The 16044-nt window shown below is 66.1% G+C and carries 7 protein-coding genes and 1 other RNA gene; 2 read left to right on the top strand and 6 right to left on the bottom strand.

All coding sequences use genetic code 11. The features are described 5' to 3' along the window. Positions 1-10 precede the first annotated feature (10 nt). Both V3B25_RS07175 and sugE read right to left on the bottom strand, forming a co-directional pair. Entirely contained in the window at positions 11-10891 is a 10881-nt protein-coding gene (locus V3B25_RS07175; RefSeq protein ID WP_329810378.1) for an autotransporter-associated beta strand repeat-containing protein, read from the bottom strand. A gap of 359 nt (positions 10892-11250) precedes the next feature. Then, positions 11251-11568 carry a quaternary ammonium compound efflux SMR transporter SugE gene (gene sugE / locus V3B25_RS07170; protein WP_010483859.1) on the bottom strand — a complete coding sequence of 106 codons (318 nt, stop codon included), beginning with the start codon at positions 11566-11568 and terminating at the stop codon, positions 11251-11253. Positions 11569-11868: 300 nt separating this feature from the next. Here sugE and ffs point away from each other — a divergent pair. Continuing rightward, positions 11869-11965, top strand: an RNA gene (gene ffs / locus V3B25_RS07165) — signal recognition particle sRNA small type. A gap of 78 nt (positions 11966-12043) precedes the next feature. Here the strand turns inward: ffs and V3B25_RS07160 are convergent. Genes V3B25_RS07160 through V3B25_RS07150 form a run of 3 tightly spaced genes read right to left on the bottom strand, consistent with a single transcriptional unit; the run spans position 12044 to position 13946 of the window. Further along, positions 12044-12433, bottom strand: a complete 390-nt coding sequence (locus V3B25_RS07160) for a nuclear transport factor 2 family protein (RefSeq protein WP_329810377.1) — start codon at positions 12431-12433, stop codon at positions 12044-12046. Then, positions 12430-13197: an MBL fold metallo-hydrolase gene (locus V3B25_RS07155; RefSeq protein WP_149908917.1), complete on the bottom strand. Its 768-nt coding sequence runs from the start codon at positions 13195-13197 to the stop codon at positions 12430-12432. The genes V3B25_RS07160 and V3B25_RS07155 overlap by 4 nt, the downstream gene beginning before the upstream one ends. Further along, positions 13197-13946, bottom strand: coding sequence for a 3-deoxy-D-manno-octulosonic acid kinase (locus V3B25_RS07150; protein ID WP_100437407.1), 750 nt, complete (start codon positions 13944-13946; stop codon positions 13197-13199). Before V3B25_RS07150 ends, V3B25_RS07155 begins: the two co-directional genes overlap by 1 nt. A gap of 20 nt (positions 13947-13966) precedes the next feature. Between V3B25_RS07150 and V3B25_RS07145 the strand changes: the two genes are divergently transcribed. Next, a complete protein-coding gene (locus V3B25_RS07145) occupies positions 13967-15013 on the top strand; it encodes a glycosyltransferase family 9 protein (RefSeq protein WP_049421589.1) in 1047 nt (348 codons plus the stop codon). Between the two features lie 18 nt (positions 15014-15031). Here the strand turns inward: V3B25_RS07145 and V3B25_RS07140 are convergent, their stop codons facing one another. Beyond that, a complete protein-coding gene (locus tag V3B25_RS07140) occupies positions 15032-15436 on the bottom strand; it encodes a DUF6165 family protein (protein WP_329810376.1) in 405 nt (134 codons plus the stop codon). Positions 15437-16044 lie beyond the last annotated feature (608 nt).

Here is a 16044-nt window from a genome sequence, read left to right as displayed (position 1 = left end):
CCCGCTCCCCTCAGAAACCCACACGCAGGTTGATCTGCCCGCCGACATCGCGGCGACCGTCGCCGTGCTGGCCCTGCACGAACATCGACAGCTGGCTGTTGCGGCCGAGCCCAACCGCCACGCCGACCTGACTGACCAATGCATTGCGTGCCATCACCGCGCTATAGACGTCGAAGGAATTGCCACCGACCGCGAAGCGGTTGCGGCTGGCCACGTCGGTGTCACCCGAAGCATGCTGCCAGCCGAGGCCGACCGTCAGCTGTGCAGGGAAGCGCTCGCCGCTGCCCACGTCCCAGCGGCCCCGCACGCCCACGGTGCTGACATTGAGCGTGTCCTTGCCGCCTTCCAGCTCCAGCGCAGCAGTGCCGCCCTGCTCCACCGCGCGATCACTGTCGACCCAGTGCTTGGTGAACTGCACATACGGCTGCAGCTGGGTCCTGCCGTGGGTCCAGGTCCAGCTGCCTTCCACCTGGGCGATGGTCACATCCGAGTCCTGGCGGCTGTACAGGGTCTGGCCCAGCAGCGGCACCTCACGTGTGGTGCGCGTGCGGTAGTCACCGCGCGATACGCTGCCACCGACCGCAAAGCCGTTGTTCCATTGGCCCTGCGCATACAGGCCGAAGGTGTTGCCACGCAGGCGGGCGCGCGAGCTGCGATCGTACAGGCGCGTATCCAGCCGTTCGTTGCCGGCCGCTGCACCCAGCACCACGTGCTCGCCCAGCTGCCAGTCCACGCCGGCCATCAGCGCATTGCGGTTGGAGCGGATGTCGTCGCCGTTGCCATCACCATCCTGCCTGAACACCTTGCCGCTGCCGGCCAGCCAGGCCGAGGCACGCTCACCGCGCACGGTCGGCAGCTCACTGCCCAGACGCTGGCGGATACCCTCTTCCAGGTAATTGTCGTACAACAGCACCGCACGGCTGGCCGCATGCACTTCACCGGACAGCTGGTCGAAGGCCGCGCGCGCGGTACCCGCGTCATACATCAGCAGCGTGTTGTACAGGCCCAGCGCCGGACCACTCTGCGGCAGGCTGTCCAGCGCTGCGGCGGTGTTGTACTGGTTGCGCGTCTTCGCCGCCGTGGTGAAGGCTGCGGTCTGCGCCACATCGATCTGCAGATTGGCCGTGTTCGCCGTGTAGACCGGGGTGATGGTCAGGAAGGCCGACGGCGTCTTCGCCGAAGCGAACTGCCCGCTCACGCCACCGCCCGCATTGACCACGGTGTACTGCTGGCCCTGCTGGTAGCTGGTGCTCGGCGAGATGGTATTCACCTGCACGCTGCTGCCACCCACGTTGGCACTGCCACCCACCTGCACCGTGTCGCTGCCGGTGGCACCCAGATCGATGCCCAGCGTGCTGCCCGGCGACAAGGTCAGGTTGCCACCCACCGTGATCGTGCCGGTGCCATTGCCCGCACCGCTGCCATTGCCTGGGCCATTACCCGGCGACAGCACGCCGCCACTGGATACCGTCACGCCACCACCGGTACCCCCGATGGTGCCGGTGCCGGACAGCGTGGTACCGCTGCCGATGGTCCACTGGCCGCCGATGTTGCCGGTGACATTCAGGCCACCGCCGGTGACCTGGCCGGTGCCGCTGAAACCACCGCTGTTGCCGCCAAGGTTCAGGCCCCCCGGACCGGCCTGCACGATGCTGCCGTCACCGCTGATGCTGCCGCCCAGCGTGGTGCTGCCACCGGTGTTGATGATCAGCCCACCGTTGTTGGTGATGTTGCCGGTGATCGAGCCACTGGCGCCGCCATTGCCAACCTGCACCGTGCCACCGGCGTTGATGGTGGTGCCGCCGGTGTAGGTGTTGTTTCCGGTAAGCGTAATGGTGCCGTTGCCGGCCTGGGTCAGGCCACCGCTGCCGCTGATGGTGCCGCCAACGGTGGTATTGCCACCGACGTTGAACACCAGGCTGCCGTTGTTGCTGACGTTGCCGGCAATCGATCCGCTCGCGCCGCCGTTGCCGACCTGCAGCGTGCCGCCGGTGTTGATGGTGGTGCCGCCGGTGTAGGTGTTGTTGCCGCCCAGGATCAGCGTGCCGCTGCCGGCCTGGGTCAGGCCACCGCTGCCGCTGATGGCGCCGCCGACGGTGGTGTTGCCACCCACGTTGAAGATCAGGCTGCCGTTGTTGGTGACGCTGCCGCCAATCGCACCGGTCGCGCCGCCATTGCCCACCTGCAGGGTGCCACCGGCAGTGATGGTGGTCGGGCCGGTGTAGGTGTTGTTGCCGGTCACGGTCAGCGTGCCACTGCCGGCTTGGGTCAGGCCACCGCTGCCGCTGATGGTGCCGTCCAGCGTGGTGTTGCCGGCCACGTTGGACACCAGCGTGCCGTTGTTGATGATGTCGCCGACGATCGAGCCGGTCGCACCACCGTTACCCAGCTGCAGCGTGCCACCGGTGTTGATGGTGGTGCCGCCGGTGTAGGTATTGGTGCCGGTCAGCACCAGCGAGCCACTGCCCGCCTGGGTCAGGCCACCCGCACCACTGATGGTGCCTCCCAGCAGGGTGTTGCCTGCGACGTTGGAGATCAGCGAACCGTTGTTGGTGATGTCGCCAGCGATCGCACCGGTCGCTCCACCATTGCCCACCTGCAGCGTGCCACCGGTATTGATGATGGTACCGCCGGTATAGGTGTTGTTGCCGACCAGCGTCAGCACGCCGGCACCGGCCTGGGTCAGGCCACCGCTGCCACTGATCGCGCCGCCGACCGTGGTATTGCCCGCCACGTCGAACACCAGGCTGCCGTGGTTGGCGACGTTGCCGGTGATCACACCGGTCGCACCGCCATTGCCGACCTGCAGCGTGCCACCGGCATTGATGGTGGTACCGCCGGTGTAGGTGTTGTTGCCGGTCAGCACCAGTGTGCCAGCGCCGGCCTGGGTCAGGCCACCACTGCCGCTGATGGTGCCGCCCAGCGTGGTGTTGCCCGCCACGTTGGACACCAGCGCGCCGTTGTTGGTGATGTCGCCGACGATCGCGCCGGTCGCACCGCCATTGCCGACCTGCAGCGTGCCGCCTGCATTGATGGTGGTACCGCCGGTGTAGGTGTTGTTGCCGGTCAGCACCAGCGTTCCGCTGCCAGCCTGGGTCAGGCCACCGCTACCGCTGACCACACCACCTACGGTTGCCGTGGTGCCCAGGTTGTAGACCAGGCTGCCGTTGTTGGTGATGTCGCCCAGCACCGAACCGGAGCTGCCGCCGTTGCCGATCTGCAGCGTGCTGCCACCATTGATGGTGGTGCCGCCGGTATAGACATTGTCACCGCTCAGGGTCAGCGTGCCGGTGCCGCTCTGCACCAAGCCGCCGGTGCCACTGAGCACACCGCCGAAGGTGGTGCTGCCGTTGTTGCCGCCGGTGGTCAGGGTCGCACCACCCAGCACCACGCTGGATCCGGCTACGCCGGCCAGGCCACCAATGCTCTGGTTGCCACCGGCACTGATGTCCAGCGTACCGGCACCGGTCAGATTGACCGTGCTCGCACCCGACAGGGTGCCACCGGCCGTAACCGCCAGCGTGCCGCTGTTGATGGTGGTGTTACCGGTATAGGTGCTGGCACCGCCCAGGGTGACCGTTGCTGCGCCATCCTTGAGCAGGCCCCCAGCGCCGCTGATCGGGCCGTTCAAGGTCAGCGCGTTGCTGCCGGCAAGGGTCAGCGTGCCACTGGCCAGCTGCACGGTATTGGCCAGCGTCAGCGCGCCGGTGCCGTCCAGGCTGGCATTGCCGCCCACGGTCAGCGTGCCGGTTCCCAGTGCATTGTTGTTACCCAAGGCAAGGCCACCGGCGTTGAGTGCCACGCCACCGCTGAAGGTATTGCTGCCGGTCAGGCCCTGGATGCCTGCACCATTCTTCACCAGGCCACCGGTACCGGTAATGTCACCAGCGAAGGTCGTGTTTCCTACGCCATTGAGGGTCAGCGTGCTGCCGCCGAGCGCAACCGTACTGCCGGTAACACCCGCCAGTGATCCGATGCTCTGCGCACCACCGGCAGAAATATCGAACGCTGTTCCGGCGTTGGCCAGTGTCACCGCGCCATTCGCTGCCAGACTTCCTCCGGCGCCAATCGCCAGCGTGCCCGCATTGATGGTGGTGCCACCAGTGAAGGTATTGGCACCGGTCAGGGTCTGGGTGCCGGTGCCTTCCTTGATCAGCCCACCGGTGCCCCCCACCGAACCACTGAACGTGCCATTGACGGGACCACCAATGGTCAAGGTGTTGCCGCCCAGGTTCACCGTGCCGTTGCCGATCAGGGTACCGAACTGCTGCGTGCCGCTGCCCGCCGACAGATCGAAGGTCGCACCACTGGCCAGGTTGACGATGCCACTGGCATTCAAGCTCGCGCCGGCACCCAATGCCAACGTACCGGCATTGATGAAGGTGCCACCGGTATAGGTATTGGCACCGTTCAAGGTCAGCGTTGCCGCGCCCTCCTTGGTCAGCGAGCCGGTGCCACTCAGGCTGCCGTTGAGGGTGAGGTTGTTGCTGCCGAGTACGGTCAGCCCGGCGTTGAGGACGAAGTTGTTGGCCAACGTCACCGCAGTGTTCGAATCGAGCGTGCCGTTGCCACCCACCGTTACCGCCCCGGTGCCGAGAGCGGCATCGTTGCCGACCACCAGGCCGCCTGCATTGAGCATTACACCGCCACTGAAGGTGCTGGCGCCGTTGAGGGTCTGCACGCCTGCGCCGTTCTTGGCGAGGCCACCATTGCCGGTGATCGCACCGTTGAACGTGCTGTCTACCGTGCCGCCCAGGGTCAGCGCGCTGCCACCGAGTGCCACCGTGCTGCCGGCCACGCCGGCCAGCGAACCGATGCTCTGGTTGCCCGCAGAGATATCGAGGGTACCGGTACCTGCCAGGTTCACCGCACCGGTCGAGGCCAGGCTGCCGCCGGCGCCGATCGCCAGCGTGCCGCTGTTGATGGTGGTGCCTCCGGTGTAGGTGTTCGCACCGGTCAGGGTCACGGTGGCCGCACCATTCTTGATCAGCCCACCGGTACCGGAAACCATGCCGCCCAGGGTCAGTGCATTGCTGCCCAGCAGGTTGAGGTTGGCACCTGATGCCAGCGTGATGTTGTTGGCCAGGTTGGCCGCGGTCGAAGCATCCAGCGTAGCGCTGGCCCCCACCGTCAGCGCACCGCTGCCGAGCGCGGCGTTGTTGCCGACCACCAGGCCGCCGCCATTGAGCGCCAGGCCGCCACTGAACAGGTTGGCGCCGCCCAGCGTCAGGATGCCGGTGCCGTTCTTGACCAGGCTACCGGTGCCGGAAATCGCGCCGTCGAACACGCTGTTGTCGTTGCCGCCGAGGATCAGCGACTGCGCGCCCAGAGTGACCGTGGAGCCGGTCACCCCGGCCAACGAACCAATGGTCTGGCTGGCACCGGACGTCGAGATGTCGAAGCCGGTTCCCGCTGCGGTGAGTGTCACTGCACCGGTGGCCGCCAGACTGCCGCCCGGACCGATCGCCAGTGTGCCGGCATTGATGAAGGTGCCGCCGGTGTAGGTGTTGGCACCGGTCAACGTCTCGATGCCCGCACCGACCTTGGTCAGGCCACCCGTACCTGCGATAGAGCCACTGAAGGTGCCATTGGTCGCACCGCCGACTTCGATCGAGTTGGCACCGAGATTCACCGTACCGTTGCCGACCAGGGTGCCGAACACCTGCGTGCCGCTGCCGGCCGACAGATCCAGCGTCGCGCCGGTGGCGAGGTTCACGGTACCGCTCGCCGCCAGGCTGGCACCGGCCCCCAGCGCCAGCGTGCCGGCGTTGATGTTGGTACCACCGGTATAGGAGTTGATACCGTTCAAGGTCAGCGTTGCGCCACCATCCTTGGTCAGGCTGCCGGTACCGGAAATCACCCCGTTGAGCGTCAGCGCATTGGTGCCCAGTACGGTCAGGCCTGCGTTGAGCGCGATGTTGTTGGTCAGTGCTGCCAGGCCGGTGGTGTCCAGCGTGGCGGCACCGCCGACGGTCAATGCACCCGTGCCCAGCGCCGCGTCATTGCCGAGCACCAGCCCGCCAGCGTTGAGCGTCACGCCGCCGCCAAACGTGTTGGCACCGGACAACGTCTGTACGCCGGCGCCCACTTTCACCAGCCCGCCGCCGCCATTGATCACGCCATCGAACGCGGCATTGCCGGCCGTGCCGAAGGTCAACGAATTACCGCCCAGCGCCAGCGTGCTTCCGCCCGCACCGTTGAGCGCGCCGATGGTCTGGCTGCTGCCGGCACCGGAGATATCGAAGCCAGCGCCTGCGCCCAGCGTGACATCACCCGCCGCGGCAAGGCTGCCACCTGTTCCCAGTGCCAGCGTACCGGCGTTGATGGTGGTACCGCCGGTATAGGTGTTGGCACCGGACAGCGTCAGCGTGGTGGCACCGTTCTTGATCAGGCTGCCGTTGCCACCGATCACACCCGACAGCGTCAGCGCATTGCTGCCCGGCAATGTCAGTGCGACACCCGAGCCCAGCGTGACCGCATTGCCGAGCGTCGCTGCAGCACCCGCATCCAGCGTGGTGCTGGCATTCACCGCCAGCGTGCCGGAACCGAGTGCGCCGTTCGCGCCGACCACCAGGCCACCACCGTTCAAGGTCAGGCCACCACCGAAGGTATTGGTGTTGTTGAGGGTCAGCAGGCCTGCACCGTTCTTGATCAGACTGCCGCTGCCGGCCAGAACGCCAGCCAGGGTGATATCGCTGGTGCCGCCCAGCGTCAGCTGGGTGCCTGCACCAAAGTTCACCGCGTTGGCCAGGTTCAGTGCCACGGTGCTGTCCAGCGTGGTAGTGCCGCCAATGCCCAGCGCCCCAGTACCGAGTGCGCCCGCATTGCCCAGCACCAACCCGCCCGCATTGAGTGCGACGCCGCCGCTGAACGTATTGGCGCCGGACAGGGTCTGCACGCCAGCACCGACTTTGATCAATCCGCCAGTGCCATCGATGACACCGGCAAAGCTGCCATTGCTGGCGCTACCGAAAGTAAGGGTCTGCGTGCCCAATGCCACATGGCTGCCCGCGATGCCGTTCAACGCGCCGATCGTCTGCCCGGCACCGGCCGCGGAAATGTCCAGCGCCGCGCCGGCACCGGCGAGGTCCACCGCACCGGTTGTGGCAAGGCTGCCACCGGCGCCAAGCGCGAGCGTGCCGGCATTGACCGTGGCACCGCCCAGGAAGGTATTCGCACCGGACAGCGTCAGCGTCGAGGCGCCGTTCTTGATCAGGCCACCGGTTCCTCCCACCACACCGCTCAGGGTGAGATTGTTGCTGCCCGGCAGGGTCAGCGTATTGGCGCCCAGGCTCACCGCGTTGGCCAGCGAAACCGGGGCGCTCGCATCCAGCGAAACATTGCCACCGATGTTCAATGCACCGGCACCCAACGCACCGTTGGCGCCGACCGACAGACCGCCCGCGTTCAGCGCCAGACCACCACTGAAGGTGTTGCTGTTGTTCAACGACAGCACGCCAGTACCGGTCTTGATCAGGCCACCGGTGCCGGTGATCAGTCCGCCCAGAGCAACATTCTCATTGCTGGTCAGGCTCAGCTGCGCACCGGCATCGAGATCGATGGCATTGCCCAGGTTCAATGCCACCGTACTGCCCAGGGTCGCGTTCGCGCCCACGGCAAGCAGCCCGGTTCCCAGTGCGCCGGCATTGCCCAGCATCAGGCCACCGCCGTTGAGCGTCAGCCCACCGGCGAAGTTGTTGGCGCCGTTGAGCGTGAGCGTGCTGGCGCCGTTCTTGACCAGGCCACCGGCTCCGGAAACTACCCCGCCAAGCGTGATCGCCTGCGAACCCGGCAGCGACAACACGGCCCCACTGCCCAGAGTGACATTGTTGACCAGGTTCAACGCCGTGCTGCCATCGAGCGATGCATTGCCACCCACGCTCAATGCGCCCGTCCCGAGTGCACCGCTGTTGCCCAGCAGCAGGCTGCCGGCATTGAGGTTCAGGCCGCCGCTGAAGCCATTGGTGCCGTTCAAGGTCAGCAGCGAGGCACCGTTCTTGGTCAGGCTGCCGGTGCCCGTGATGTTGCCACCCAGGGTGAGGTTCTGGCTGCCCGGCAATGTCAACGCCGCCCCCAGATTGATGGCATTGGCCAAGTTCAATGCAGCGCTGCCATCGAGCGAACTGTTACCGCTGACCGTCAACGCGCCGGTACCGAGTGCACTGCCGTTGCCCAGCAACAGGCCACCGGCCGCCAGGTTCAGGCCACCACTGAAGGTATTGGCGCCGCTGAGCGTCTGCGTGCCCGTTCCCTGCTTGACCAGGCCACCGGTACCGCCGATCACGCCGCCGAATGCCTGGTTGGTGGCATCACCGAAGGTGAGCGTGCTGCCGCCCAGCGAGAGGATGCTGCCTGCCGCACCGGACAGCGCACCGATGGTCTGGTTGCCGCCGAGCGAGATGTCCAGTTCGGCGCCGGCCCCCGCCAGGCTCACCGCCCCGGTGGCCGCCAGACTGCCGCCACTGGCCAGTGCCACCTTTCCTGCGTTCACGTTCAGGCCGCCGGTGAACGCGTTGGCCCCACCCAGCGTGAGCGTGGAGGCGCCGTTCTTGACCAGGCTGCCGGTACCACCGATCACGCCGCCCAGCGTCAGCGCGTTGGAGCCCAGCACGTTGAGCGAACCACCCACCCCCAGGTTGATGCCGTTGCCCACGGTCAGTGCCGAGCTGGCATCAAGCGTCACCGCGCCACCCACATTCAATGCGCCGGTTCCCAGCGCACCGCCGTTGCCGAGCACCAGTCCTCCAGCCGTGAGCGACAGCCCTCCACCAAACGTGTTGGCGTTGTTGAGGGTCAGGGTGGCCGCGCCGTTCTTGACCAGGCTGCCGGTGCCACCGATCACGCCATTGAAGGTCAACGCCTGGTTGCCGGACAGATTGAGGATGCTGCCGGCGCCCAGATTGACCGCGTTGGCGAGAGCGAGCGCCCCGGTGCCATCGAGAGACACGTTGCCGCCAACACTAAGTGTTCCAGTACCCAGCGCGCCTGCATTGCCCAGCAGCAGGCCACCGCCGTTGAGCGTGACGCCACCTGTGAAGGTATTGGCGCCCGACAGGGTCTGGGTACCCGTACCGACCTTGACCAGCGCGCCGCCGACACCGCCGATGACGCCGGAGAAGCTGGTGCTGGTGTTCAGGCCACCCAACGTGAGGCTGCGCGCGCCAAGGTTGAGCGCACCGGATCCGGCGAGTGAGCCGATGGTCTGGCTGGCCGCAACCGAGAGATCGAGGTTGGTACCTGCGCTCAGCGAGATCGCACTTGTCGGCGACAGGCTGCCACCGGCGCCCAATGCCAGCGCACCACCGGTGACCGCGAAGGAGCCCGTAAGCAGGTTGGCACCATTCAAGGTGAGGGTACCCGGACCCGCCTTGACCAGGTCGCCAGCGCCGGAGATCGAACCATTCAGGCCCAGCGCGTTGCTGCCCAGCAGGTTGAGCGTGCCGCCACCGTTGATGACGAGGTTGTTGCCCAGATTGAAGTTGGCCGAGGTATCCAGCGAAGCGTTGCCACCGACGGTCAGACTGCCGCTGCCGAGCGCACCGGCATTGCCGAGCACCAGGCCGCCAGCATTGAGGTTGACGCCACCGCTGAACAGGTTCGCACCGCCCAGGGTGACGATGCCGGTGTTGTTGACCGTCAGCCCACCGGTACCGGATAGCACGCCACTCAAACCGAAGCCTTGGGCACCGCCCAGGTTCAACCCGCCATTGAGGGTGAAATTGTTGCCCAGCGACAGGCCTGCACCACTGGCCGCGATCGAGCCGCCAGTGACGGTAAACAGGCCGGAACCGAATGCGGCGTTGTTGTTGAAGTTCACCACGCCGCCACCGAGGGTGATCGCGCCCGTGCCCGACCACGGCCCCTGCAGGTTCCAGGTGCCGCTGTTGACGGTGAGCTTCTGGAAGCCGATGTAGTTGGTCCAGCCGATGCTCGACGCAGGCCCGTTGTTACTGGCGTTGTCCTGCAGCACCAGGGTGTTGTTGGCGGCACCGGTGCCGATGCCTGCATCAACCGTGCCCGCCGCTGCGACCTTGACCCCGGTTACGCCGGCGAGCAGGCCTGCAGGTGCGCTACCGCCACCGGTAACCACGGTGGACCCTGCCACGGCAGTGAAAGTATTGCCGCCGGTGGAATCACCCAGATGCACACTGCCCGAGATCGTGCCCGAATTGGTGAACGTATTGCCTGTCGAAGCACCCAGGCCGACACGACCGGTGATGCTGCCACGGTTGGTCACGTTGGCCTGTGCTCCGCCATAGGTCACCACCGACGTCGCATCCGCAAGCTGCCCTATCCCCAGCAGCGACATTCCAATCGAACCATCATTGACCAGCGTGGTGGTCCCACCTGCGGCATTCTGCGCGGTGACCGCCTGGCCGCCGAAACCCAGCAAAGTGCCGATGTTGAAGATGCCCTTGATCTGGCCGCCAGTCTGGTTGTTGACCGTGATCGCGCTGCCACCGGCGGTGTTGTTGCCGACCACCAGGCCGGCCGCGGCCAGGCTGAGACCACCGGTCAGGAACGGATCGATCGTGCCGGCGTTGTTGACCGTGGTGTTGCTGCCGCTCAATGTCACCGCATTGCCGCCCAACAGCAGAGGCACGCTGAACACCGCGCCATTGGCGATGTTCAACGTCAGGCCGCTGGTCGGGTTGACGTAGTTGTTGATGTTGGTGGAGCTGTCGCAGTTGACGGTCGTGGTGCCAGTGCACGCTGCGAAGGCCGAACCACTGGCCAGCGTGGCAGCCAATGCCACCACCAACTGGTGCGCCCGCAATCGCGGCACCCGCCCTGCGCAGACCGCGCTTCCGCCGGGATTCTGGGCGACCTCCGAAGCAACCTGCATTACGCCGAGGGCACGATTGAAAACCAGACGGTAAATGCGGTTCATCGGTAAATCTCCATGAAAAGACCGGATGGCACTGCAGGCAGGTTTTTTTTGAAGACAATGCGGCCCACCCCGGCTCCCGACACGGGAACAAGGCCTGGCGTCATTAACTTCTGAAAATCTTCACATCTTCACGCGACCGCACCTGGAAAAGGCAGGTCAACGTGTCCGTCAAGGCGAAAACTCCCCGATTTCGCATGACGAATGGCGGCACTGTGCGGCCGATGGCGCCAGCGGCATGTGAATCACGCTCGCTATTTTCATGACGCACGTCAAATAAAACGGGCGGACAAAATGGTTTTGCCGAAAATGCATATACCTGCAGCAGGCGGAGATTCCTTTCTCCGCCCAACTAAATGCATTCAGCTGCTCGAGAGTTTCATCAGCACCAGGCCGGAAACGATCAGCACCGCCGCACCGATCCGCATCGGGCTGACCTGCTCACCGAGGAAGACGATGCCGACCACGAACGCACCGACCGCGCCGATGCCGGTCCAGATCGTGTAGGCGGTGCCCAGCGGCAGGCTGCGCATGGCCACCGCCAGCAGCCAGAAGCTGGCGATCATGCCGATGATGGTGACCACGGTAGGGGTGAGCTTGGTGAAGCCTTCGGACTGCTTCATGGACACGGCCCAGACGATTTCCAGCAGGCCGGCGAACAACAGATAGATCCAGGCCATGACAGCCCTCCTCTTGGTAGGGCCAGGCCGTCCTGGTCATTGATTCCCGATGCGGGGGAGGTCGTTCCTCCTGGCCGGCATTCTAGCAACGCCGGTCGGCGCGGGGCGTTGCCGGCAGACGCGGGTTACAGCCGATTCAGTGCACGAAGCTGGCGTCGATGTACCTGCCTGCGCTATAGTTGCCGTCTGCCATCGGCCAGCCGATGTGCAGTCCGGCTGTGGTCTCCGGCGCATCGCGCGCTGCTTCCCCTGATCCGTGAACCGGCCGCCCACTGGGCGGCCAACGTCTCTATGGTGGCCCCGTCGGCCCCTCGCGACGCTAGGTCGAAAATCCCGCCAGGGCCGGAAGGCAGCAACGGTATCGATCGACGCGGGCGCCGAGGTCAGCCGGCGGGGCCACCGCCTTTTCCGGCGACGCCCCGCCTCTGGTAGATGCCAGCCTTGGCTGGCGCCCTTCACCGGGCATCGCCCACCACTACCCCGCCGCGGGCGTGCCCTGGTGAAACACCACCCTCCATTCCTGCGCATGCCGTCGCCACAGCGAACTGCGCAACACCCAGCCCTGGGCCTGGCCATCAACGTGATAGCGGCTGCGGTAGCGCACCTGGGCCAGATCCTCGGCCAACAGCCACACCGCGTACTGTTCCGATTCGATCAGCACCTGCGCGCGCTCCAGCGGGATCTCCTGCAACGCCGCATCACGGCCGTAGCATCGCCCGGAACTGCCGATCTCGCTGAAATCCTCGTCCAGAAGTGCCGCCAGTTGCTCGCGATCGGCCCGCACCTGCGGCGCATGCAGCGCGCGTTCCAGCGCCTCCAGCTCGGCACCCAGCGCCGCGTCGGCGGGCTGGCCAGCACCGCTCACGGCGGATCCTGCACCAGCACGTGCGGTGCAGTGGGGTTGGCCAGCGGCACGCACTGCCCCGGCTGCGCCACACGGTGCCCCCGCGCGGCCAGCGCCTGGCCGTCGGCCGCGCTCGCATAGTGGTAGAGCATCATCCGCGCCTGCAGTTCGGCGCTGTACTCGCGCTCCAGGTCGTCCACGCCGGTGTGCGACGGGTTGCCGTGCAGGCCGCAGTCGTGCGCGATCAGTTCATTGTCGTTGGCGAAGCGGGCCAGCATCTCCGGAATCGGCCGGGTATCGCCGCTCCAGGTCAGCGCGCCCTGCAGGCGCAGGCCATAGGCCGTCTCCGGCCAGTGGTGGCGCACCGGGAACACTTCCAGGCGCACGCCCTCGTGCCAGAACGCCTCGCCCACCACGACCAGCTGGAACGCATCCCAGAAGTTGGCACCGCCCTCGGCCAGCACATTCGGATAATCACCGATGCGCCTGTGCAGCAGCGGCACCACGGTGGCGGGCACGTACAGGCGCACCTTGCCGCGCCGGTGCCCATTGAAGAAGGTGTCCACGAACAGGCGCTCGAAGCCGGCCACGTGGTCCAGGTGCACATGGGTGACGAACAGCGCCTGCGGCATGTGCCCGTAGTGCGCCTTGAACGCGGTCAGGCCTTCGCCGCCACAGTCGATGGTCAGCCACGGCCGACCGTCCCGTTCGATCACCGACATCGGCGACCCCAGCTCGACCGCCGACGCATTGCCGACGCCGAGGAAACGCAACGACCAGTCCATCAGGTGCCCCGGTTCCAGGCCATGTCATAGGCGCGGCGCAGCCGCGCGTAATCCTTCTGCACGTCTTCCATGCTGCGCTCGCCGCGCAGCTTGACCAGCGAGCGCAGCAGGCGCTTGAGATTGCGTTCGCGCCAGGCGGTCGCCGGGATGCGGATCACCCCGCGGTCGAAGTCGATCAACCAGCCGTGGCCGTTGCCGTCGAACAGGATGTTGTGCGCATTGAGGTCGGCATGGTCCAGGCCGGCACGATGGAAGCGGGCAATCAGCCGCCCGGTCTCCTCCCACGGTGCGCCCCGCCCCGCGACCAGCGCGCGGTCGGCCAGCGAACGGACACCCTCGATCCGCTCCATCAGGATCGCAGCCCGGTAGCGCAGGCCCTCGCGCATGTAGAACGCCGCCAGTGGCCGGGGCACCGGCAGCTTTTTCTCGCGCAGCGCGCGCATCAGCCGGAATTCGGCGAAGCTGCGCGTCCGGTCCGCGCCGCGCCAGAGGTACTGGTCATGGCTGATCTTCGCCGCCAGGCCACCGCGCAGGTAGTGGCGCAGCACGCTGGCGCCGAACGGCGCATCGACGAACCAGGCGCTGCCACGACCGCCCTCGCCCACCGGCCGAGCCCTGCTGCCCCAGTGCTGGGGCGAGAACAGGCCGATCTCGGCTTGCCGCAGCCGCTCGCGGTCGAACAGAATGGCCCCGATGCCGCGACCCTCGCGGCATGGCGTCAGCGCTTCATTGGCGTCGAATGCGACCATTTCATTGAGTCTAACAACACATGGCATCAGCGTCCTCCTCCTTGTGCCTCCTGCGCCTGTCCGCACTTGGCGATGTCACCCACGTGGTGCCCCTGGTGCGCACCCTGCAGGCTGCGCGCCCGGATACGCCGATCCACTGGATCATCGACAAGGCCGGCCACAAGCTGCTCGACGGCCTGCCCGGTGTCACCTTCCATGCCTACGACAAGAAGAGCGGCATGGCCGGGGTCAAGGAACTGCGCAGGCAGCTGCCGCCGGGGCGCTTCGAAGCGCTGTTGCAGATGCAGGTGGCGTTCCGCGCCAACCTGCTGTCGGCCTTCATTCCCGCAGAGCGTCGCATCGGCTATGACCGCAGCCGCTCGAAGGACCTGCATGGTCTCTTCATCAACGAACGCATCCCCGACCGCCCCGGCATCCATGTGCTGGATGCCATCGGCAGTTTCTGTGAACCCCTTGGCCTGCGCCAGACCGAGGTCAGCTGGGACCTGGCGGTGCCGCAGTCCGCATATGAGTGGGCCGCCGCGCAATGGCAGGACGATGGCCGTCCGGTGTTGATGATCTCGCCCTGTTCCAGCCACGTGCGCCGCAACTGGTATGCAGACCGCTACGCCGCCGTGGCCAACCACGCCGCACAGCGCGGTTGGCAGGTGGTGCTGTGCGGAGGCCGCAGCGAACTGGAGCGCAGCATGGCCGATGCCATCCAGGCGCAGCTGCACACACCGGCGCTTGACCTGGTCGGCAAGGACACCTTGAAGCAGCTGCCGGCGCTGCTGGCCCGCGCCAATCTGGTGATGACCCCGGACTCGGGCCCGATGCACATCGCCAACGCGATGGGCGCCAAGGTACTGGGCCTGCACGCGGCCAGCAACCCGAACCGCAGCGGTCCCTATTCCGACCGCCGCTACTGCGTGGACCGCTACGACGATGCCGCGCGCAAGTACCTGGCCAAGCAGGCCACCGATCTGAAGTGGGGCACCAAGATCGAGTTCGACGATGTGATGGAACTGATCACCGTGGAAGACGGTATCGCTGCGTTCGAACGCTACGTCGCCGACCACCTGGGGTGAGCGGCAGGCTGCCCCGGATTACGCGCGCTGCGCGTAATCCTGGTAGGACTTCTCTTCCACGTACGCCGAACCCAGCGCCAGGTTGATCGCCTTCTTGATGCGCGCGCGTTCGTCATTGCGCAGGTAGACGCTGCGCGCCAGATCGATGAAATCCTGGTCGAACGCCTGCGCCTTCTCTTTCAGGCGGATGTCGTCCTCGATGTCCCACAGCTGCTCGTTGACCGCCTTCAGCTCGGCACGCAGCTTGGCGATGTCCTTCACTGCCGCCGGGTGTGCCATCCAGGTCTGCTCCAGCGCCGACAGCTCTTTGCGCACATTGGCCAGCTTGCCCTCGTCGCTGATGCGCTCGGACTTGATCTGCAGGATCGAGATCTTGTCCAGCAGTTCGCCGAAAGAAACGGGAACGAGGATTTCAGCGGTCATGGGGAAAGCTCCAGCAGGTGATGCGTACATGGTAACCCGCAGCGTCCGGACGGATATGCCGGGTAGATCCACGCCATGCGTGGATGAGCCTGCCAGCAGGAACAGCATCCACACTTGGCGTGGATCTACTGATGCATCTGCCCCGACAGGGGCGGGGAGAGGCCGGCAAAGGGAGGGGCCCACGCGTTGCGCAGCAACGTGTGGGGCGACGCGCAGAGCGCGGCGCGTCCCGCGCCAGATCAGGATATGGTCACTACGGCGTGATTTCCGCCGCGCATCCACACATGGTGTGGATCTACTGATGCATCTGGAGGAACAAGCCCCTCTGTTGAGGGGCTGCCCCGACAGGGCGGGGAGAGGCCGGCAAAGGGAGGGGCCCACAGGTTGCGCAGCAACGTGTGGGGCGACGCGCAGAGCGCGGCGCGTCCCGCGCCAGATTAAAGAAAAAGGGCTGCCTTTCGGCAGCCCTTTTTCTTTAATCTGACCCGTCCTGAATTGGGTTGACACCTTTTCCCTCTGGAAAAGGAATGTTCAATGAAATCAACAATCAGGCGCAGTCAGCGGGATTACTCGCTGGCCTTCAAGTTGTCCGTGGTCGATCAGGTCGA

Source organism: Stenotrophomonas sp. SMYL8 (assembly GCF_036320065.1).
Taxonomy (GTDB): domain Bacteria; phylum Pseudomonadota; class Gammaproteobacteria; order Xanthomonadales; family Xanthomonadaceae; genus Stenotrophomonas; species Stenotrophomonas maltophilia_A.
The sequence above is the reverse complement of the archived record's forward strand: the minus strand, read 5'-3'. Positions and strand labels throughout refer to the sequence as shown.

Excerpts from the sequence above, each read along its gene's own strand:
- V3B25_RS07175 (WP_329810378.1), bottom strand. The coding sequence starts at position 10,891 with ATGAACCGCATTTACCGTCTGGTTTTCAATCGTGCCCTCGGCGTAATG.
- sugE (WP_010483859.1), bottom strand. The coding sequence starts at position 11,568 with ATGGCCTGGATCTATCTGTTGTTCGCCGGCCTGCTGGAAATCGTCTGG.
- V3B25_RS07155 (WP_149908917.1), bottom strand. The coding sequence starts at position 13,197 with ATGGACTGGTCGTTGCGTTTCCTCGGCGTCGGCAATGCGTCGGCGGTC.
- V3B25_RS07150 (WP_100437407.1), bottom strand. The coding sequence starts at position 13,946 with ATGGTCGCATTCGACGCCAATGAAGCGCTGACGCCATGCCGCGAGGGT.
- V3B25_RS07145 (WP_049421589.1), top strand. The coding sequence starts at position 13,967 with ATGGCATCAGCGTCCTCCTCCTTGTGCCTCCTGCGCCTGTCCGCACTT.
- V3B25_RS07140 (WP_329810376.1), bottom strand. The coding sequence starts at position 15,436 with ATGACCGCTGAAATCCTCGTTCCCGTTTCTTTCGGCGAACTGCTGGAC.